Annotated in this window: 22 protein-coding genes; 14 read left to right on the forward strand and 8 right to left on the reverse strand. The window is 74.9% G+C overall.

Annotated features, from left to right (window positions below; all coding sequences use genetic code 11):
• Nucleotides 1–100 precede the first annotated feature (100 nt).
• Nucleotides 101–916 (forward strand): thioesterase family protein, encoded by an 816-nt coding sequence (locus tag KGD84_RS16095; RefSeq protein ID WP_220561259.1) that lies wholly within the window; start codon nt 101–103, stop codon nt 914–916.
• A 287-nt stretch (nt 917–1,203) separates the two neighbouring features.
• On the opposite strand, the gene KGD84_RS16100 is transcribed toward KGD84_RS16095, so the two are convergent.
• Nucleotides 1,204–1,965 carry a metallophosphoesterase gene (locus KGD84_RS16100; protein ID WP_220561260.1) on the reverse strand — a complete coding sequence of 254 codons (762 nt, stop codon included), beginning with the start codon at nt 1,963–1,965 and terminating at the stop codon, nt 1,204–1,206.
• A 105-nt stretch (nt 1,966–2,070) separates the two neighbouring features.
• Between KGD84_RS16100 and KGD84_RS16105 the strand changes: the two genes are divergently transcribed.
• Together KGD84_RS16105 and KGD84_RS16110 are read left to right on the forward strand one after the other, a co-directional pair.
• Entirely contained in the window at nt 2,071–2,670 is a 600-nt protein-coding gene (locus tag KGD84_RS16105; protein WP_255646584.1) for an ABATE domain-containing protein, read from the forward strand.
• A gap of 79 nt (nt 2,671–2,749) precedes the next feature.
• Nucleotides 2,750–3,184: a hypothetical protein gene (locus KGD84_RS16110; RefSeq protein WP_220561261.1), complete on the forward strand. Its 435-nt coding sequence runs from the start codon at nt 2,750–2,752 to the stop codon at nt 3,182–3,184.
• Here the strand turns inward: KGD84_RS16110 and KGD84_RS16115 are convergent.
• From KGD84_RS16115 to KGD84_RS16125, 3 genes are read right to left on the reverse strand one after another with little or no spacing between them, the layout of a single operon-like run.
• Nucleotides 3,163–4,044: a metal ABC transporter permease gene (locus KGD84_RS16115; RefSeq protein ID WP_220561262.1), complete on the reverse strand. Its 882-nt coding sequence runs from the start codon at nt 4,042–4,044 to the stop codon at nt 3,163–3,165. The genes KGD84_RS16110 and KGD84_RS16115 overlap by 22 nt on opposite strands.
• On the reverse strand, nt 4,032–4,796 hold the full coding sequence (locus KGD84_RS16120; protein ID WP_220561263.1) for a metal ABC transporter ATP-binding protein: 765 nt from the start codon (nt 4,794–4,796) through the stop codon (nt 4,032–4,034). Before KGD84_RS16120 ends, KGD84_RS16115 begins: the two co-directional genes overlap by 13 nt.
• A complete protein-coding gene (locus KGD84_RS16125) occupies nt 4,793–5,737 on the reverse strand; it encodes a metal ABC transporter substrate-binding protein (RefSeq protein WP_255646585.1) in 945 nt (314 codons plus the stop codon). The genes KGD84_RS16120 and KGD84_RS16125 overlap by 4 nt, the downstream gene beginning before the upstream one ends.
• A gap of 235 nt (nt 5,738–5,972) precedes the next feature.
• On the opposite strand from KGD84_RS16125, the gene KGD84_RS16130 reads away from it, so the two are divergent.
• From KGD84_RS16130 to KGD84_RS16145, 4 genes are all read left to right on the forward strand, one after another.
• Entirely contained in the window at nt 5,973–7,106 is a 1,134-nt protein-coding gene (locus KGD84_RS16130; RefSeq protein WP_260697225.1) for a serine/threonine-protein kinase, read from the forward strand.
• Nucleotides 7,097–7,756, forward strand: a complete 660-nt coding sequence (locus tag KGD84_RS16135; protein ID WP_260697226.1) for a hypothetical protein — start codon at nt 7,097–7,099, stop codon at nt 7,754–7,756. The genes KGD84_RS16130 and KGD84_RS16135 overlap by 10 nt, the downstream gene beginning before the upstream one ends.
• Before the next feature lie 97 nt (nt 7,757–7,853).
• Nucleotides 7,854–8,333 carry a GbsR/MarR family transcriptional regulator gene (locus KGD84_RS16140; RefSeq protein WP_220561266.1) on the forward strand — a complete coding sequence of 160 codons (480 nt, stop codon included), beginning with the start codon at nt 7,854–7,856 and terminating at the stop codon, nt 8,331–8,333.
• Nucleotides 8,330–9,181, forward strand: coding sequence for an alpha/beta fold hydrolase (locus KGD84_RS16145; RefSeq protein ID WP_220561267.1), 852 nt, complete (start codon nt 8,330–8,332; stop codon nt 9,179–9,181). Before KGD84_RS16140 ends, KGD84_RS16145 begins: the two co-directional genes overlap by 4 nt.
• Nucleotides 9,182–9,233: 52 nt before the next feature.
• On the opposite strand, the gene KGD84_RS16150 is transcribed toward KGD84_RS16145, so the two are convergent.
• A complete protein-coding gene (locus KGD84_RS16150; protein ID WP_220561268.1) occupies nt 9,234–9,860 on the reverse strand; it encodes a TetR/AcrR family transcriptional regulator in 627 nt (208 codons plus the stop codon).
• Nucleotides 9,861–9,913: 53 nt separating this feature from the next.
• Here KGD84_RS16150 and KGD84_RS16155 point away from each other — a divergent pair, with 53 nt between their 5' ends.
• Entirely contained in the window at nt 9,914–10,861 is a 948-nt protein-coding gene (locus KGD84_RS16155; RefSeq protein WP_255646586.1) for a saccharopine dehydrogenase family protein, read from the forward strand.
• 4 nt (nt 10,862–10,865) lie between these two features.
• Here KGD84_RS16155 and KGD84_RS16160 read toward each other — a convergent pair whose 3' ends face one another.
• Nucleotides 10,866–11,534: a winged helix-turn-helix transcriptional regulator gene (locus KGD84_RS16160; RefSeq protein ID WP_255646587.1), complete on the reverse strand. Its 669-nt coding sequence runs from the start codon at nt 11,532–11,534 to the stop codon at nt 10,866–10,868.
• Between the two features lie 66 nt (nt 11,535–11,600).
• Here KGD84_RS16160 and KGD84_RS16165 point away from each other — a divergent pair, with 66 nt between their 5' ends.
• The 6 genes from KGD84_RS16165 (at nt 11,601) to KGD84_RS16190 (ending at nt 18,097) form a co-directional block, all read left to right on the forward strand.
• Nucleotides 11,601–12,479: an alpha/beta fold hydrolase gene (locus tag KGD84_RS16165; RefSeq protein WP_220561269.1), complete on the forward strand. Its 879-nt coding sequence runs from the start codon at nt 11,601–11,603 to the stop codon at nt 12,477–12,479.
• A gap of 400 nt (nt 12,480–12,879) precedes the next feature.
• Entirely contained in the window at nt 12,880–14,034 is a 1,155-nt protein-coding gene (locus KGD84_RS16170) for a Gfo/Idh/MocA family protein (protein WP_220561270.1), read from the forward strand.
• A complete protein-coding gene (locus KGD84_RS16175; protein WP_220561271.1) occupies nt 14,031–15,191 on the forward strand; it encodes a dihydrodipicolinate synthase family protein in 1,161 nt (386 codons plus the stop codon). Before KGD84_RS16170 ends, KGD84_RS16175 begins: the two co-directional genes overlap by 4 nt.
• The gene (locus KGD84_RS16180) at nt 15,188–16,084 is read left to right on the forward strand and encodes a sugar phosphate isomerase/epimerase family protein (RefSeq protein ID WP_220561272.1); all 897 of its coding nucleotides are present in this window, start codon (nt 15,188–15,190) and stop codon (nt 16,082–16,084) included. The genes KGD84_RS16175 and KGD84_RS16180 overlap by 4 nt, the downstream gene beginning before the upstream one ends.
• A gap of 26 nt (nt 16,085–16,110) precedes the next feature.
• Nucleotides 16,111–17,016 carry a 5-dehydro-4-deoxyglucarate dehydratase gene (locus tag KGD84_RS16185; RefSeq protein WP_220561273.1) on the forward strand — a complete coding sequence of 302 codons (906 nt, stop codon included), beginning with the start codon at nt 16,111–16,113 and terminating at the stop codon, nt 17,014–17,016.
• A 4-nt stretch (nt 17,017–17,020) separates the two neighbouring features.
• Complete coding sequence (locus KGD84_RS16190) at nt 17,021–18,097, forward strand: mandelate racemase/muconate lactonizing enzyme family protein (RefSeq protein ID WP_220561274.1); 1,077 nt, start codon at nt 17,021–17,023, stop codon at nt 18,095–18,097.
• Between the two features lie 122 nt (nt 18,098–18,219).
• Here the strand turns inward: KGD84_RS16190 and KGD84_RS16195 are convergent, their stop codons facing one another.
• The gene (locus KGD84_RS16195; protein ID WP_220561275.1) at nt 18,220–18,426 is read right to left on the reverse strand and encodes a PhlB family protein; all 207 of its coding nucleotides are present in this window, start codon (nt 18,424–18,426) and stop codon (nt 18,220–18,222) included.
• Between the two features lie 41 nt (nt 18,427–18,467).
• Complete coding sequence (locus KGD84_RS16200) at nt 18,468–19,367, reverse strand: SDR family NAD(P)-dependent oxidoreductase (RefSeq protein ID WP_220561276.1); 900 nt, start codon at nt 19,365–19,367, stop codon at nt 18,468–18,470.
• Nucleotides 19,368–19,437: the final 70 nt, after the last annotated feature.

A 19,437-nucleotide genomic window follows, 5' to 3' on the forward strand; every position in this document is an offset into this window, starting at 1 on the left:
TTCCCGGTCCCTCCGACGCTAGGCCCTGACGCCGCGTCAGGGTCAACCCGTTTCGCCTCCGCGCCCCCGACCGGCCCCTACTCGCCGGTAACATTGCGGCATGAGCCCTGACCCCATCACCGAGCAGTACCGGTTCGACCGCGACACCCGCGTGGAGAAACTGGCCGACGGCGAGTTCGCAGCCACCCTCACCGACGCCTGGACCACCTTCACCTCCCACCCCAACGGCGGGTACGTCCTGGGCACCGCCCTCAACGCCCTGCGCCAGAACCTCGGCCAGCCCGACCCCCTGGCCGTCTCCGCGTTCTTCCTGCGACCCGCCGCGCCGGGCCCGGCCACCGCCCGCACCGAGGTCATCCGCGAGGGCCGCCGCACCGCCACCGGCCAGGTGGTCCTGGAGCAGAACGGCAAAGAGGTCATCCGCGCCACCGCCACCTACGGCGACCTCACCCCGAACCCCGCCGCCCGGGTGCTGACCCTGGACACCCCGCCCGACCTGCCCGCCCCCGGGGACTGCCCCGTCCCCGACGAGTTCGCGGACAAACCCGACGGGCTCGGCATCGCCCACAGCGTCGAGTACCGCTACCCCACCCGCCCCGGCTGGCTGGACGGCAGGAAGGACGGCCGCCCCCACGCCGAGTTCTGGATGCGCTTCGCCGACGGCCGCGAACCCGACGTCCACGCACTGCCCGCCATGGTCGACTTCGCCCCGCCCGCCGTCCTCGACATCGGAGAGTTCACGACCATCACCGTCGAACTGAGCGTCCACGTGCGCGCCCGGCCCGCCCCCGGCTGGCTGGCCTGCCGCGTCTTCACCAAGCACGTCTCCGGCGGCCTGCACGAGGAGGACATGGAGATCTGGGACTCCACCGGGACCCTGGTCGCCCAGTGCCGCCAGCTCGCCATGCTCCTCTGACCGGGACCGGCGACTCCCCCCGCTCGCCTAGAATCCCAACGGGTCCGACGGCGCCCGGCCCGACCTGCCCGGGCCCGTCGAACCGGGAAGCGCTCCGACCAGGCCGCGCCCGCGCGGCCACCGGTTCGGTCGGGACCTTCCGCCCGACGGGGCCGCCACCGACTCGTGGCGGCCCCGAAGTGCTCCCCGGCACCGCCGCCCCCGCGCACACCACCCGCCCCCCGACGGCATGGCCCGACCGGCGAAAACGCGGCGCCACCCCCCGCGCGCACGGCGCGCCCGCCCGCTCAGACCTCCGCCCCGGCGCGCATCACCGCACGGAAGTGCGTGCTCAGCCGCTGGTCCTCGTCCAACAGGTGGAACGCCACCCCCGGCGGCTGGGTGCGGTCGGCCACCGGCTCGCCCTCCCAGGGCATGCGCAGCGTCCACGTCACCCCCGGCGCCAGCAGCAGCGGCCGCCCCGCGAACATCGTCGCCCCGCCGGTGTGCATGTGGCCCACCAGGATGCCCGCCACCCGGGGGTGGGCGCGCAGCAGCCCCGCCAGGTCGTCGGCGTTGCCCAGGCGCATCGAGTCCGGCAGCGGGTGGTGCATCCGCACCGGCGGGTGGTGGAAGGCCAGCAGCGCCGGAACGTCCGCCGGCAGGTCGCTCAGCGTCTCGTTGATCCACACCAGCGTGGCCGTGTCCAGCCGCCCGCCGTCCTCGCCCGGAATGGTGGAGTCGCAGGCCAGCACCGCCGCCCCCGCCACGTGGTGCACCCGGTTGAACGGCTCCGCCGACGCCCCCTCCCCCAGCAGGTGCGTGCGCAGCCCCGCCCGGTCGTCGTGGTTGCCCGGGCACACGATCACCGGGAACGGCAGGTCCAGCAGCCGGGCCGCCTCCTCGTACTCCTCGCGCGCGGGGGTGTCGGCGATGTCCCCCGTGACCAGCAGGGCGTCCGGGGCCTGCGGCAGGTCGCGCAGGTAGGCCACGGTGCGCTCGGCGCGCTCGGTGGCGCGCTCGGAGCCGTCCAGGTGCAGGTCGCTGATGTGCGCGAGAAGAAGAGTCATCGGGGTCCTTTCCGGGTTCACCGGAGACGAGGTTCTAACGGATAAGTTAGTGTTAACCGTTAGAACGCTAGCCCGTGGGGAAGGATGCGGGCAAGTGGGGTTGCGGTGAACGAACGGGGGATCATGGACGGCCGACTGGCACTCGAACTGGCCGGGACGATCCGCCACGACGGCTCCGGCGTGGCGGACGACCTGGACGGCGTCGAGGGGACCGCGCACTGGCTGGCCGCCGCGGCCCACCTGCTGCCCGAGGGCGCGGCACCGCCGGTGGACGAGGAGCTGCACGCCCAGGTGGTGACCCTGCGCGGGGCGGTGCGCACGCTGTTCGCCCGCGTGGTCGGCACGGCCCGGCCCGACCCCGCCGACACCCGCCTGCCGCCCCCCGACCGGGAGGCGCTCGCCCTGCTCAACGCCGCGGCGGCCCGCCAAGCCGTGGTGCCCCGGCTGCGCTGGGAGGGACCGGACGTGCCCACCGTGGAGTTCGCCCCCGGCGGCGGCTGCCCGGACACCGTCGCGGCACTGGCCCGCGCCGCCATCGCCTTCCTGGAAGGGCCCGACCGCGAACGGCTGCGGGTCTGCACCGCCCCGCGCTGCGAGCGCTACTTCGTCCAGGCCCACGGACGCCAGCAGTGGTGCGGCACCTCCTGCGGCAACCGGGCCCGCGCCGCCCGCCACTACCGCCGCCACGCCGCCGCCCGCACCTGAACCGGGCACCGGCCCGCCCCCCGACCGCCCGGCCCACGGCGCGGGGCCGAATGTCGCGGGGATGCGGTGTACTGGCGCCATGCCGATCTACGACTACCTCGCCGCCGCCGACGACACCGCGGCCGCCGCCCTGCTGGAGGCCGACCTCACCGAGGCCGGCGTGCCGCTGCTGTCCGTCAAGGGGGTCCACCCCGCCGTCGACCTGGGCGGGCTGGAGGCGGCCCTGACCGGACTGCCGGCCGACGAGGTCGGCCGGGACCCCCGGGCGGCGGCACTGCTCACCGACCCGGCCCACGGCGGCATGTGGATGATGGCGCTCACCGACCGGCTGCGCGACGCCCTGGCCGCGGCCACCCCCTCCGAGCGGGAACGCGCCGCGGCCGCGTGGGCGGCCGGCCTCCTCCCGGACGGCGCCGACACCTCGGGCCCGGCCGGCTTCACCGAGGGGCTCGCCGACCTGGCCCGCACCGCGGCCGCCCGGGGACACCGCCTCTACTGCCGGGCCGTGCTCTGACCCGCAGGCCGGCGCCGCCGCCGGCCCAGAACACCGTGCAGCGGCGAGAACAGGTAGGCCAGCGCGAACGCCGTCGCCTGCGCCAGCACCACGGACCCGCCGGTGGACACGTTCAGGTGGTAACTGGCGAACACCCCCGCCACCGCCGCCACCACGGCCACCCCCACCGAGATCACCAGCATCCGCTCGAACCGGTCGGTGAGCAGGTAGGCGGTCGCCCCCGGGATGATCACCATGGCCACCACCAGGATGATCCCCACCGCCTGCAGCGCCACCACCACCGTCACCGCGAGCAGCCCCAGCAGCAGCGTCTCCAGCAGGCGCGGGTTGATCCCCACCGCGTGGGCGTGCACCCGGTCGAACGCGTACAGCGTCAGGTCGCGGTGCTTGAACCACACCACGCCCAGCACCACCGCCGCCAGCACCAGGATCTGCACGATGTCGGCGTCGGACACCCCCAGCACGTTCCCGAACAGGATGTGCCCCAGGTCGGTCTGGCTGGGCACCGCCGACACCAGCACCAGCCCCAGCGCGAACATCGCGGTGAACACCACCCCGATGACCGCGTCCTCCTTGACCCGGGAGGTGCGGTTGACCACCCCGATCAGCGCCACCGACCCGGTGCCGAACACCAAAGCGCCCAGCGCGAACGGCAGCCCGAACATGTACGACAGCACCACCCCCGGCAGCACCGCGTGGGAGACCGCGTCGCCCATGAGCGACCAGCCCACCAGGGTCATCCAGCACGAGAGCACCGCGCACACCACCCCGGCCGCCACGGCCACCAGCAGCGCGCGGCGGACGAAGTCGAACTGCACCGGCACGGCGAACCAGTCGACGACCGCGGTCAGCGCCTCCACCGCTCCCCCTCCTCCTCGACGTGGACGCCGAAGGCCTCCATGACGGTCTCCGGACGCAGCACCTCCTCGGGCGCGCCCCGGGCGACGACGCGCCGCTGCAGCAGCACCGCCTCGTCGCACAACTCCGGCACCCGGGCCAGGTCGTGGGTGGACAGCAGCAGGGTGCGGCCCTCGTCACGCAGCCTGCGCAGCAGCGCGGTGATGGTGGCCTCCGACCCCTTGTCGACCCCGGCGAAGGGCTCGTCCAGCAGCAGCACGTCGGCGCCCTGGGCCAGGGCGCGGGCGACGAACGCCCGCTTGCGCTGGCCGCCCGAGAGCGCGCCGATCCGGCGCTCGGCCAGGCCCGTCAGGTCGGTGCGCTCCAGCGCGTGCTCCACCGCCTCGCGGTCGGCCGCGCGCGGGCGCCGGCGCGGCCCCATGCGCCCGTAGCGGCCCATCATGACCACCTCGCGCACGCTCACCGGGAAGTCCCAGTCCACCTGCTCGGTCTGGGGCACGTACCCCACCAGCCCCCTGCGGCGGGCGGTGGCGCCGTCCAGGCCCAGCAGCCGCACCCGGCCGCGGTCGGCGCGCACCAGCCCCAGGACGGTCTTGAACAGGGTGGACTTGCCCGAGCCGTTGGTGCCCAGCAGCCCGCAGATCCGGCCCGGCCCCACCGACAGGGACACCCCGTCCAGGGCGAGCACGTCGCCGTAGTGGACGGTGGCGTCCACGACCTCCACCGCGGGCGCCGGAGGCGCCGCGGCGCTCACGGCCGCCCCCCGGCGAGCCCGGCCACGATGGCCTCGGCGTCGTGGCGCAGCAGGTCCAGATAGGTGGGCACGGGGCCGCCCTCCTCCGACAGGGAGTCGACGTACAGGGGTCCGGCGAACTCGGCCCCGGTCGCCCGGGCGACCGAGCGCTGGGTGCCGTCGTTGACGGTGCTCTCGCAGAACACCGCGGGCACCCCGTTGTCCTCGACGTACCGGGTGACCTCCGCGATGCGCTGCGGGGTGGCCTCGCTCTCGGCGTTGACCGGCCACAGGTACATCTCGGCGAGCCCGGCGTCGCGGGCCAGGTAGGAGAAGGCGCCCTCGCAGGTGACCAGGGCGCGGGCGGGCTCGGGGACGGAGCCCAGCTCCTCCTCCAGGTAGTCGCCGACCTCGGTGATCTCGGCCTTGTAGGCCTCGGCGGCGGCCGTGTACCCGGCCTCGCCCTCGGGGTCCAGCCCGACCAGGGCGTCGCGGATGTTGTCGACGTAGACCAGGGCGTTGTCGGGGGACATCCAGGCGTGCGGGTTGGGTTCGCCCTCGTAGTCGCCGGAGGAGATGGGGATGGTCTCCACGCCCTCGGAGAGCACGGCGGTGGGGGCGTCCACCCGTTCGGTGAACTGGGCGAACCAGGCCTCCAGGCCCAGGCCGTTCTCCAGGATCAGGTCGGCGTCCTGTCCGCGGACGAGGTCGTCGGGGACGGGCTCGTAGCCGTGGATCTCGGCGCCGGGGCGGGTCAGGGAGGCGACCCGGACGCGGTCGCCGGCGACGTTCTCGACCATGTCGGCCAGGACCGTGAACGTGGTCAGGACCAGGGGGCGCCCGTCGTCGGCGCCGGCGGAGGAGGAGCCCGCCGGGGAGGAGCAGGCGGTCAGGGCCAGGGCGAGGACGAGCGGAGCGGCGGCCCAGCGCGGTGAAGGGTTCCAATCTCTGAAGTTCGGCACACCTAACTTTTTACCACGTACGGGCGAAACCATGCGTGTCGGACGTGGCGTCCCCCATTCCCGCCCCCACCCGCGCCCCGCCCCTCCCAGCTCAGGCCGGTGCGCACCCGCCGACGGGCCGCGGCCCCGCACCGGGGGCGGTCCGGGGCGGGCGCGCACATCACTACAATCGTGCCCTGGCCGCCCCCCGTGCGCGCCTCTTCCGTACACGACGGCCCGCACCCGAGGGAGCCCGATGGGGTCCGAGACCGAACCCGAGCGCCTGCTGCGCGAGCGCTACCGCCTCACCGCCGAACTCGGCCGCGGGGGGATGGGGCGGGTCTGGAAGGCCCACGACGACGACCTCAACCGCACCGTCGCCGTCAAGGAGATCCTGTTCGGCCCCGGGCTGAGCGAGGAGGAGCGGGCCCGCGCCGCCGCCCGCGCCCGCCGCGAGGCCCAGGCCGCCGCCATGGGGTCGCACCCCAACATCGTCACCGTCCACGACGTCTTCGAAGAGGACGACCGCCCCTGGATCGTCATGGAGTTCCTCACCGGGTGCTCCCTGTACGAACTGGTCCGCCGGGAGGGCGTCCGCCCCGCCCAGGAGGTCGCCCGGTGGGGCCTGGACCTGCTCAGCGCCCTGGACACCGCGCACCGGCAGGGCATCACGCACCGGGACGTCAAACCCGAGAACGTCATGGTGACCGACGGCGGCCGGGTGGTGCTCACCGACTTCGGCATCGCGACGATCGCCGACACCACGGCCGTCACCCAGACCGCCGGGATCATGGGGTCGCCCGCCTACCTGCCCCCCGAACGCCTCTCGTCGGGGCCGGCCACCCCCGCGGGCGACCTGTGGTCGCTGGGGGCGACCCTGTACCTGGCGGCCACGGGGATCTCCCCGTTCCGCCGCGAAGGGGTCCCGGCGACCCTCAACGCCATCCTCCACCAGGAACCGCCGGAACGGCTGGCCCCGGGGCCGCTGCGCGAGGCGGTGCACGGACTGCTGGCCAAGGACCCGCAGCGGCGCCTGGACGCCCGGCGCTGCCGGGCGCTGCTGGAGGCCGGGACGGCCCCCGCGCCCGCCCCCGGGCCCCGGCGGCCACGGCCCTGGCCCCTGCGGCGGCGCCCCAGGTCCCCCGCCCGGCACCGGACCCCAGGCGCCGGCCGCACCGCTCGGCCCCTGTCGGCCCCCGGTACAGTCCGGCCCCGCGGCGGCTCGGCACCACCCGGCAGGTCGCCCTCACCGGCTCCTTCATCCCGCCCCGCACCGCCCCCACCCTCCCGGTCCAGCCCCCGCCCCCGGGCGCCCCCGACGGGCGCCCCCGGCCCCGCGCGGGGCGGCCCGCCCCGCGCGGCCGCCTCTCCTGGCCGGTGGTGGTCCTGACCCTGGGCCTGGCCCTGGTCGTCGCCGGGGCCGCCGTCCTGGTGGTGGTCGACCCCTGGGGCGCCCCCACCGGGACCGCCCTGTCCGACGGCTCCGGCCCCGGCGACGGCGCGCCCTCCGACGACGCGGACGCCGCCGACACCACCGCAGCCGCCGACGCCACCCCCGGGACCGGGCAGACCCAGGAGGAGCCGCAGGAGCCCGCCCACAGCGGCATGACCTGGACACCGGACCCCGAGAACGGCTTCTCCATCCTGGTGCCCGACGGGTGGATCCGCCGGGTCGACGGCACCAGCGTCTTCTACGACTCCCCCACCGACGCCACCTACCTCCAGATCGACAGCGCCGAACACCCCACCGAGGACGAGTACCAGCACGTGCTCGACCAGGAGCAGGGGGTCATCGACTCCGGGCGGCTGCCGGACTACCGGCGGATCCTGGTCGAGGACGTCACCGACCGCACCCCCTTCCAGTCGGCCGCCGACTGGGAGTTCGGCTGGACCGGCGACGGGCAGCAGCGCCGCGTCCTGGCCCGCAACATCACGGCCTCCCCCGGCGTGTACTACACCGTCGCCTGGGCCGGCCTCGAGGGGGACTGGGCCGGGTACGAGGACATGCGCGCGGCCGCCCTGGACTCCTTCGCCCCCTGACCCGCCCCGGTCGTCGGCGGCCGTCCACGGCACCACGCCCCCCGCACACCCATTACCGTTGTTGCAGTCATGACTGCAACGACGGTAATCTGTTCGCATGAGCGCACCCACCGACGACGAGGCCGCCTTCGTGGACGAGGTCGCGGAGTTCTTCGCCCGCGAGGGCCTGCCCCTGATCTCCGGCCGGGTGGTCGGCTGGCTGCTGATCTGCGACCCGCCCCAGCAGAGCCCCGCCCAGATCGCCGAGGCCCTCCACGTCAGCCGCAGCTCCCTGAGCACCGCCGCCCGCCTGCTCACCCCCAGCGGCCTGGTCGAGACCGTGCGCCGCCCCGGCGACCGCAACGCCTACCTGCGCATCTCCGCCGACGGGTGGAGCCGCATGCTGGAGCGCCGCTACGCCCAGGCCTCCGGCTTCCGCGAGGTCACCGAGCACGGCCTGCGCGTCCTGCGGGACGCCTCCGCGCAGCGCCGCGAGCGCCTGGCCAACGTCAACGAGCTGTACCGGTTCCTGGAGTCGGAGCTGCCCGCCCTCTTCCAGCGCTGGCAGCGGACCCGCGGAAAGGACCCCGCACCGTGACCCACGACCCCTTCGACCGCACCGTCATCACCCGCCCCGAAGGCCCCCTCAGCGTCGCCGTCGCGGGCGACCAGGGCCCGCCCGTCCTCCTGCTGAGCGGCGCGGGACAGGACAACGCCCTGCTCAGCTGGCGGCACCTGATCCCCGCCCTGGCCGCGGACCACCGCGTGTTCGCCCCCGACTGGCCCAAACAGGGCCGCAGCCGCCCCTGGCGGGGCACCGCCGACCACCACGTGCTGCTGAGCGTCATCGACACCGTCCTGGACCACTTCGCCCTGGACCGGGCCGCCCTGGTGGGCCTGTCCCAGGGCGGCGCGCTCACCCTGGCCTACGCCATCGAACACCCCCGCCGGGTGGAGCGCCTGGTGGCGATCGCCCCCGCCGGAACGCTCTCCTTCCCGCCCGTGGTGCACCAGCTGCTGTGGCTCACCGCCCGCAGCCGGCTCCTCAACACCACCCTGCCCGGGATGATGATGCGCTCGCGCGCGGGCGTGGAGCGCTTCGTGCGCTCCGCCCTGATCCCCGGGCCCGTCGAGGACTTCGACGCCATCGTGGACGAGGTCCTCCAGGAGGCCCGGACCAACGGCACGGGCTCCTCCGACTGGCAGAACGCCTCCATCGGCCCCATCCGCATGAACGTGGACCTGCGCCCGCGCCTGGGCGAGATCTCCTGTCCGGCCCTGTTCGTCCAGGGCGACCGCGACATCGGCGTCGCCCCCGCCCGCACCGCCGCGGCGGCCGCGGCGGTGCCCGGGGCGCGGCTGGAGGTGGTCCAGGGGGCCGGGCACTGGGTCAACCGCCAGTGCCCGGACCGCGTGGCCGAACTGGTCCGCGGCTTCCTGGCCTGACCCCCGGGCCGTTCAGGACCCCGAGCCCGGAACCGGGCAGGGCGGCCCCCGGTCAGGACCGGACCACCTGGAGCAGCAGCGCGTCGGCGGTGTGCTCGCGCCACCACTCCACCGAGCGGCCCAGGTGCACGGTGTACAGGGTGAACAGCTCCGGGGAGAGCAGGCCGACCATGAGGTCGGCGGCCTGTTCGGCGTCCAGCCCCGGGCGCAGCGCCCCCCGGTCGGCCAGGGCGCCGGCGAACACCCGCTGCACGGTACGGCGCTGCTCGACGTTGGTACGCCACAGCCCGGCGAGGTCGGGGTCGGCGGCCCCGCCCCGCACCGCCTCCAGCAGCCCGGCGACCCGCTCCATCACCGCACCGGTCCCGGCCACCTGCAGGCGCACCTGGCCGCGGGCGTCGGGGGCGGCCAGCGCCTCGCGCACCCAGGGGCGCTCCAGGGTCGGGACGGGCTCGGCGTCCCCGGCCACGGCCTGGTCCACGGCCTCACCGAGCACCGCCGCCTTGGTCTTGAACGTGTAGTACACCGTCTGCACACCCACCCCCGCCTCGGCGGCGATCGCCGCGACGCTGGTGGCGGCGTACCCCCGCGCGGTGAACAGGGCGGCGGCGGCCCGCGCGATCCGGGCGCGGGTGGCCAGGGAGCGGGCGGTGCGCCCGTCGACGGCGTGCGTGTCCATGGCCACGATCCTAGGACTTGACTGTAGTGCCACTCCACATATCTATTTGGAGTATGACTACAAGAACTCTGCGGGTGCTGGCCCTGGGCGGCTACGGCGCGGTGGGCGCGCCCGCCACGGCCGCACTGCGCGCGGCCGGACACACCTGCCTGACCGCCGGACGCGACCCCCGCCGCGCCGACCTGCCCCTGGACCTGACCCGCCACGACGACTACCGCGACGCCCTGGAGGGCATCGACGTCGTGGTCAACGCCGCCGGGGCCGAGGACCCCGCGCTGGCCGCGATCGCCGCCGACCACGGGGCGGCCTTCGTCGACCCCACCGCCACCGCCGGCTACACCGCCCGGCTCGAACGCCTGGCCCCGCGCGCACCGGTACTGCTCAGCGTGGGCCTGGCCCCGGGCCTGACCACCCTGCTCGCCGCCGACCTGCACGCGGCCCACCCGGGCACCGACCCCATCGACGTGGCCGTGCTCCTGGGCGAGGGCGAGGCCCACGGGGCGGCCGCCACCGCGTGGACCCTCGGACTGCTCGGCCGCTCCTTCCCCGACCCGGCCACCGGCGAGGCGGTGCGCAACCTGTCCCGGGGCGCACGGCTCGACCTGCCCGGGCAGGGGCGGCGACGGCTGCTGCGCGCCGACTTCGCCGACCAGCACGTGCTCACCCGCGACCTGGGCCGCCCGGTCCGCACCCACCTGGGACTGGACTCCCCCGCCCTGACCCGGGGCCTGGGGCTGCTGGCCCGCCTGCCCGGCGCGGGCCGCCTGCGCGGGGTCCCGCACCTGCCGGGCACGGACGCCTGGACGGCGGCCGCCCGCAGCGGCCCCCACCTGCGCCGGGCGCGCGGCCGCGGCCAGTCACGGGCCACCGCCCTGGTGACCGCCCACGCGGCGGTCCTGGCCGCGAATCTGCCGCCGGGCGTGCACCACCTGCACCGGGTCACCGCACTGGCCGACCTGCCCGCCCTGCCCGGCGTCACCCTGGACCCCCGCGGCGCCTGAGCCCCTACCCGGCGGCAGGGGGCGGCGCCGCGGCCGCGACGAGGCGCTCCAGCAGGTCCGGATCGCCCTCGACCTCCAGCCGGCCCGCGGCGACCGCGCCGGCCACAGGCTCCTCCCGCGCCAGGACCCGCCGCCAGGCCTCCTTGGTGGTGCGCACCACCACGTCCGCCCCCTCCGGGTCCCGCCCCCGGGCCAGGTGCGCCAGCCGCCCCCGCTCGACACCGATCCGGTAGCGCTCGCGCCCCAACAGCACCTCGTAGCGCGCCGACCAGGGCTCGTGCCCCTCGGGCGGGGAGAAGAAGGTCCGCAGGCCCAGCATCACGGAGTCGGCGCTGACGTGCCCCGACAGCGGGACGACCGGGGAGCGCGCCCCCCACCGGGCCAGCGCCCGGAAGACCGGCTCCAGCTCCGCGCCCCACTCGGTCAGCTCGTACACCCGGCCCGCCGCGGGGGGCTCCAGCTCCCGGCGGCGCAGGACACCGACGGCCTCCAGGTCCTTCAGGCGCTGGGAGAGCACGGTGGGCGCGATGGCGGGCAGCGCCTCCTGCAGGTCGCTGTAGCGGCGCGCCCCCAGCCGCAGCTCCCGGACGACGAGCAGCGCCCACCGCTCGCCGACCAGGTCCAGGGAGTGCGCGATCGGGCACCCCTCGCCGTAACTCCTCTTACCGGGCACTTGTCCTCCTCGCAAAACTATGAAAATAATAGTAGCAGCTATTAATTCAGTAGTTAGGAGAGCGCCATGTCCACCGACCCCGCCCGCTCCGGAGAACTGCTCCTGCCCTCCGGCGACGCCCTGATCTGCGCACAGGCCTTCGGCTCGGCCCAGGACCCCACCGTCCTGCTCATCGGCGGCGCGGCCTCCTCCATGGACTACTGGGAGGACGGCTTCTGCGCCCGGCTCGCCGCCGCCGGACGCCACGTGGTCCGCTACGACCTGCGCGACACCGGCCGGTCCACCGCCTACCCGGCCGGAGCGCCCGCCTACACCCGCAAGGACCTGGTGGCCGACGCCCTGGCCGTCCTGGACGGGGTGGGCGCGCACACCGCCCACCTGGTGGGGATCTCCATGGGCGCCGACCTCGCCCAGCGCATCGCCCTGGACCACCCCGGGCGGGTGGCGACCCTGACCCTGCAGTCCACCACCCCCGGCGGCACCGGCGGCCCGGACCGGCCCGAACTGCCGCCGATGGAGCCGCGGCTCCAGGCCGTGTTCGCCGACCAGGGACCCGGGCCGGACTGGAGCGACCGCGAGGCCGCCATCGAGGCGATGGTCGAGGGCGAGCGCGCGTTCGCCGGGTCGGTCTTCGACGCCGAGCGCTCGCGCGCGCTCTCCGCGCGGGTCTACGACCGCACCGCCGACATGGCGGCGACGCAGACCAACCACTGGATCCTGGAGGAGGACGGCTCCTCCGACCCCGACCCGGCGGCCCTCACCGTTCCCACGCTGGTGCTGCACGGCACCGAGGACCCGATGTTCCCCCTGCCCCACGGGCGGGCGATGGCCGCGGCCGTCCCCGGCGCCCGGCTGGTGCCGCTGCCCGGCGTGGGCCACCAGTACCCGCCCGAGCCGCTGTGGGACCTGGTGCTGGCCGAGGTCACCGCGCACACCGCCCGCTGACGCCCGGCCCGCCGCCCCGTCCGGGGCGGCGGGCCCGATCCCCGGAAATGTAAGCGCTTTCCGTTTTCCGGGGGCGCGATCGGCCCCCCGGAGCACCGGCGGCCCCCGGTGGGGCCGCCCCGCGGGCGCCCGCGGCGGCGGAGTCCGCCCAGGTCGGGCCCGCCGGGAAAACCGGGGAAAGCGCGCCCGGTCCGCCGCGGCGCGCGGCCGCGGCGGATCCAGCCCGCGTCCGGAGCCGCGGCGGACCCCCGCCCCCGCCGCGACCGGTGACCAGCCCCTTCACCCTCCCGACCACTGCACCCGGCCGCCCCCGCCGCCGGCCGCGTGCTTCGCCACTGGTGTGGAGGCGAACTTTGCCGTAAGGTGGAAAGCGCTTTCACAAGAGAGGTGGTCACATCAGATGAGCGATCGCGTACTGGGCATCGCCATGAACGGCGTCACCGGGCGCATGGGATACCGACAGCACCTGACCCGGTCCATCCTGGCCATCCGGGACGACGGCGGCATCGCACTGCCCGACGGCTCCCGGCTCCTGCCCGAACCCATCCTGATCGGCCGCTCCGAGCGCAAACTGCGCGAGATCGCCGACCGGCACGGCCTGACCCGCTGGTCCACCGACCTGGACACCGTCCTGTCCGACCCGCAGGTCTCGGTCTACTTCGACGCCCAGATCACCCACGCCCGCGAAGCGGCCGTCCGCTCGGCCATCGCCGCCGGCAAGCACATCTACGTCGAAAAGCCCACCGCGTCCACCCTGGACTCGGCCCTGGACCTGGCCAAACTCGCCGAACAGGCGGGCGTGCGCAACGGCGTCGTCCAGGACAAGCTCTTCCTGCCCGGCCTGCTCAAACTGCGCCGCCTGGTGGACTCCGGCTTCTTCGGCGAGATCCTGTCCGTACGGGGGGAGTTCGGCTACTGGGTCTTCGAGGGCGACTGGCAGCCCGCCCAGCGCCCCAGCTGGAACTACCGCGCCGAAGAGGGCGGCGGCATCGTCCTGGACATGTTCCCCCACTGGCACTACATCCTGGAGCACCTCTTCGGCCCGGTGCGCACCGTCACCGCCCGCACCGCCACCCACATCCCCCGCCGCTGGGACGAGGACGGCGCCCCCTACGACGCCACCGCCGACGACGCCGCCTACGGCATCTTCGAACTGGAGGGCGGCACCGTCGCCCAGATCAACTCCTCCTGGAGCGTGCGCGTGGACCGCGACGAACTCGTGGAGTTCCAGGTCGACGGCACCCACGGCAGCGCCGTGGCGGGCCTGCGCTCCTGCCGCGTCCAGCCCCGCGCCCTCACCCCCAAGGCCGTCTGGGACCCCGACGCCGCCGACCCCGGCCGCTACCGCGAGCAGTGGGAGCACGTCCCCGACAACACCGACTTCCCCAACGGGTTCCGCGCCCAGTGGGAGGACTTCCTGCGCCACGTCGCCACCGGCTCCCCCTTCCCCCACGACCTGCTCTCGGGGGCGCGCGGCCTGCAGATGGCCGAGGCCGGCCTGGAGTCGGCCCGCACCGGCCGCACCATCGAACTCGGCGAGGTCTCCATCCGATGAGCCCCCTGCTGCTGCCCGAGGGCGACGGCACCCTCGCCCCCTTCACCCCCGCCGGCCCCGCCGCCGACGCCTCCCCCCTGCCCCCCGCCCGCACCCGCACCGCCTACGCCGCCGCGCACGTGGTCGCCGACCCCCTGCTGCCCAACGCCCCCGGCGCCCCGGCCCGCCTGGACTGGGACGCCACCCTGGCCTTCCGCCACCACCTGTGGGACCAGGGCCTGGGGGTGGCCGACGCCATGGACACCGCCCAGCGCGGCATGGGCCTGGACCCCGACACCGTCGCCGAGCTCATCCGCCGCTCGGGCGCCGAGGCCGCCGCCCGCGGCGCCGCCCTGGCCTGCGGCGTGGGCACCGACGGACTGGAGCCCTCGCACGCCGATCTGGAAAGCGTTATCACCGCCTACGGCGACCAGCTCGACCTGGTCCACAAGGCCAGGGCCGTCCCCGTCCTGATGGCCTCGCGCGCCCTGGCCGCCGTCGCCACCGGACCCGCCGACTACACCCGCGTCTACTCCACCCTGCTCGACCGCGCCCAGGGCCCGGTGATCCTGCACTGGCTGGGCGCCGTCTTCGACCCCGCCCTGGACGGGTACTGGGGCTTCCCCGACCCGGCCGACGCCATCGAACCCGTGGCCGCCCTCATCGCCGACCACGCCGACCGCGTCGACGGCATCAAGGTCTCCCTCCTCGACGCCGGCCTGGAGGTCCGGCTGCGCCGCCTGCTGCCCCCCGGAGTACGCCTGTACACCGGCGACGACTTCCACTACCCCGACCTCATCGAGGGCGACGACCACGGCCACTCCCACGCCCTGCTGGGCGTCTTCGCCGCCATCGCCCCGGCCGCCGCCCGCGCCCTGGCCGCCCTGGACGCCGGCGACACCGACCGCTACCGGGCCCTGCTCGAACCCACCGTCCCCCTGGCCCGCCACCTCTTCGGCGCGCCCACCCCCCACTACAAGACCGGCATCGCGTTCCTGGCCTGGCTCAACGGCCACCAGCACGGATTCCACATGGTCGGCGGCATGCAGTCCGCCCGCGACCTGCCCCACCTGGCCCGCACCCTGCGCCTGGCCGACACCGCCGGAGTCCTCACCGACCCCGACCTGGCCGTCGAGCGCATGCGCGCCCTGCTGCACGTGGCGGGGGTGCACCAATGAGCACCCCCGTCCCCACCCCCGTGGACGTCCCCACCGGACTCCCCGCCACCGTCCCCACCCCCGAACCCGGCGACCCCCGCCTGGCCCGGCTGTCCCTCAACCAGGCCACCGTCCGCCCCGCCACCCTCGTCCAGGCCGTCGACGGCTGCCTGCGCGCCGGCGTCCCCGCCATCGGCCTGTGGCGCGAACACGTCGCCGACCTGGGCCTGGACAAGGCCGCCGCCCTCGTTCGCCGCTCAGGGCTGCGGGTCACCTCCTACTGCCGGGGCGGCTTCCTCACCGGCCACGACCCCGCCCCCGCCCTGGACGACAACCGGCGCGCCATCGACGAGGCCGCCGCCCTGGGCGCCCCCGTCCTGGTCATGGTCGTGGGCGGCCTGCCCGAAGGCGACCGCGACCTGCCCGGCGCACGCGCACGCGTCGCCGACGCCCTGGCGGCCCTGGCCCCCTACGCCGCCGAGCGCGGCGTCCGCCTGGGCCTGGAACCCCTGCACCCCATGTTCTGCGCCGACCGGGCCGTGCTGTCCACCCTGGGCCAGGCCCTGGACCTGGCCCGGGACCTCCCCGCCGAAGCGGTCGGCGTCACCATCGACACCTACCACGTGTGGTGGGACCCCGACGTGCGGACCCAGATCGCCCGCGCCGGCCGCGAGGGACGCATCGCCCTGTTCCAGGTCTGCGACTGGGTCCTGCCCCTGCCCGCCGACGCCCTGCTGGGCCGCGGCATGGTCGGCGACGGCCACATCGACGTGCGCTCCCTGCGCGAATCGGTGGAGGCCGCCGGCCACACCGGCGACATCGAGGTCGAGATCTTCAACGCCGACATCTGGGCGGCCGACACCGACGACGTCATCGCCACCACCGCCCGCCGCCACATCGAACACGTCCTGTGACACCCCCCTTCCCCCCGAGGAGAGCCATGCGCTTCGACGGAATCCTCTTCTTCCCCCTCACACCCTTCGGCCCCGACGGGGCCGTGGACCTCGACGTCCTCGCCGACCACGTCGCCTCCGGCGTCGCCCACGGCGCCGGAGGGGTGTTCACCGCCTGCGGCACCGGCGAGATCCACGCCCTGTCGGCCGCCGAACACGCCGCCGTGGTCGCCCGCACGGTCCACACCGTCGCCGGCGCCGTCCCGGTCGTCGCCGGCGCCGGCGGCAGCGTCGCCACCGCCGTCGAACAGGCCCGCGCAGCCAAGGAGGCCGGCGCCGACGCCATCCTCCTCCTGCCCCCCTACCTCGTCACGGCACCCCGCAAGGGAATGGTCGAGTACGTGCGCACCGTCGCCGCCGCGGCCGACCTGCCGGTCATCGTCTACCAGCGCGGCACCCTCGTCCTGACCCCCCAGACCGCCGCCGAGATCGCCGCCCTGCCCTCGGTGGTCGGCATCAAGGACGGCATCGGCGACCTGGGGCTCATGCACCGGATCGTCCTCGCGGTACGCAAGGTCCGCGGCGACGACTTCACCTTCTTCAACGGCCTGCCCACCGCCGAACTCACCGTCCCCGCCTACCGCGGCGTAGGCGTACCCCTGTACTCCTCGGCGGCGTTCGCCTTCGTCCCCGAGGTCGCCGACGCCTTCCACAAGGCCGTCCAGAACGGCGACCCGCTGGCCGACCGCCTCCTCGCCGAGTTCTTCGACCCCCTCGTGGCCCTGCGCGACCGCTCCCCCGGCTACGCCGTCTCCCTGGTCAAGGCGGGAGCACGCCTGCGCGGCCTCCCCGTGGGCGGGGTCCGGGCCCCCTTCACCGACCCCACACCCGAGGAGGAGGCCGACCTGGCCGCACTCATCGAGACCGGCCTGGCCCTGGTCGGAAAGGGCTGAACACGTGCGCGTCACCGCAATGCGCGCCCGCGCCCACCGCCTGCCCCTGCACCGGGCGTGGGACGGCGGAGTGGACCGCAACGACATCGTCGTGGTGGAGGTGGACACCGACACCGGCCTCACCGGAACGGGGTTCTCCTGGACCCCGCTCATCGGCGCCCGCTCGGTGCGCGCCCTCCTCGAAGACGACCTGCGGCCCGCCCTCCTGGGCGGGCCCGCCCACCCCTCCCGCTGGGACGAACTGCGCCGGCACCTGCGCGAGGCGGGCACCAGCGGCATCACCCTCATGGCCCTGGCCGCGGTCGACATCGCCCTGTGGGACCTGACGGCCAAGGCCGCCGGCCTGCCCCTGGTCGAACACCTGGGCAGACGCCGCACGACGGTCCCCGCCTACGGCAGCGGCGTCAACCTGGACTACCCCCTCACCGACCTCCAGGACCAGGTCCGCCGATGGCTGGCGGCCGGACACCGGGCCGTCAAGATCAAGGTCGGCTCCCCCGACCCCGCCCGCGACGCCGAACGCGTACGGGCGGTACGCACCCTCCTGGGCGCCGACGGCCTCCTCATGGTCGACGCCAACCAGCGCTGGGACGTGCCCGCCGCGGCCCGCGCCCTGACGGCACTGGCCGAGCACCGACCCCACTTCATCGAGGAACCGCTGCCCGCCGACGACCTGCGCTCCCACGTCCGGCTGCGATCGCGCACCCCCGTGCCCTTCGCCCTGGGCGAGAACCTGCGCACCGTCGAGGAGTTCGAACGCTACATCGACGCCGGGGTGTGCGACATCGCCCAGCCCAACGTCGTACGCGTGGGCGGCATCACCCCCTTCCTGCGCATCGCCGAGGCGGCCGACCGCCGGGGCGTCCCGGTCGCCCCCCACCTGCTGCCCGAACTGTCCGGGCAGCTGGCCCTGTGCCTGTCCCGACCCGCCATGGTCGAGGACATCGACCGCGCCTCCTTCGCAGACCTGGGGGCATTGGCCGCCCCCAGCGGCGTGCGGGTGGAGCGCGGAGCGCTGTCGGCGGACACCGGCCTCGGGCACGGTGTGGTGTTCGCCGACACGCTCAACCCCCTCCCCTAGCACCGGACGGGACGTGTCGCGGCGGACCGCCACGGTCCGCCGCGACACCCGGCACCAGGGCCACCGCCCGCCCCGGAGACCGGAGAAACCGTGGGAGGGTGAGGGCCGCTCAGCCCTCCTGATCAGCGGGTGAACCCGGCGCGACCAGCGGCGTAGAGCTGACCGCTGCTGTCGAGCCCCTCAGCGATGAAGAGGTTTTCGAGTTCGTCCCGGGTGGCTGGGGCGGGATCGTCGCGGCCGCAGTTCGGACAGGAGCGCACCGGGGTGCCGATGATGGCCTCGCAGTCACGGCACCGGATCCCCTGCCCCTCCAGGCGGAGCTGATCCACCCGCCGGTACAAGGCGGAGCGGCCCACACCTGAGCGGCCGCTCACCGGTTACCCGTCCTGTTGCCGGGTGTCCGGGAGCTCCCCGCGCTGAGCCGGCCACCACCCCTTCCCGGCTGGTCCCGCCCGGCTCCCGAAGGACGCCGACCGTCGGGGTCGAAGACGCGCGCCATCATCAGGGCGTTCCAGCGTCGGCTCATGAACCGGCTCATGAACACGCTGAGCTTGTTGAGGTTCCCGTCGATGACGGCCGGTCCGGGGCTGCGGCGCTCGAGGTGGCGCAGCGTGGTGGTGACGACATCCTCGGGCGTGCGCAGCTTCCCGGCGGTCAGCACTTCGGCATCCGGCCCCATCCCGGTGGTGAAGTCGGTGGCGGTGGCACCGGGCGAGACGGCGAACACGGTGAGGCCGGTGCCGCGCAGCTCCGTCCACAGTGACTCGGTGAAGCTGAGCACAAATGCCTTGGTGGCACTGTAGACGGCCATCCGGGGAGACGGGAGGTAGGCGGAAACACTGGCGAGGTTGATGACGAAGCCGTTGCCGGCGTTCACCATCTGGGGCAGGAACGCCGCGGTCAGCTGTACCGGCGCCATCGCGTGGACGGCGATCTCGGCGGTGAGCCGCCCAGGATCCGCGCCGGGGAACAGGGCGAACGAGCCGAACCCCGCCCCATTGATCAGGCTCGTGACCCGGATGCCCCGATCGGCGACCGCCTGGTGGAGTTCGTGTGCGGCGGACGGGTGAGAGAGATCCGCCGGGATCGCCTCGATACGGGCAGCTGTGGTGCGGCGCAGCTCGTCCGCCATCGAAGCCAGCCGCTCGGCGCGCCGGGCGACGATCACGAGGTTCGAACCGCGTGCGGCCAGGGCTTTGGCGAAGGCGGCTCCGATCCCGGAGCTGGCCCCGGTGAGCAGAACGGTCTGTGCGCGGTAGTCAACGGTCATGCGACCAGTCAACGGGTTCGACGGCGGCCCCGTCCAAGACCTGTTCCGCAACCCGTCATGCAGCTCCTGC

The organism is Nocardiopsis changdeensis (assembly GCF_018316655.1).
Classification (GTDB): Bacteria; Actinomycetota; Actinomycetes; order Streptosporangiales; family Streptosporangiaceae; genus Nocardiopsis; species Nocardiopsis changdeensis.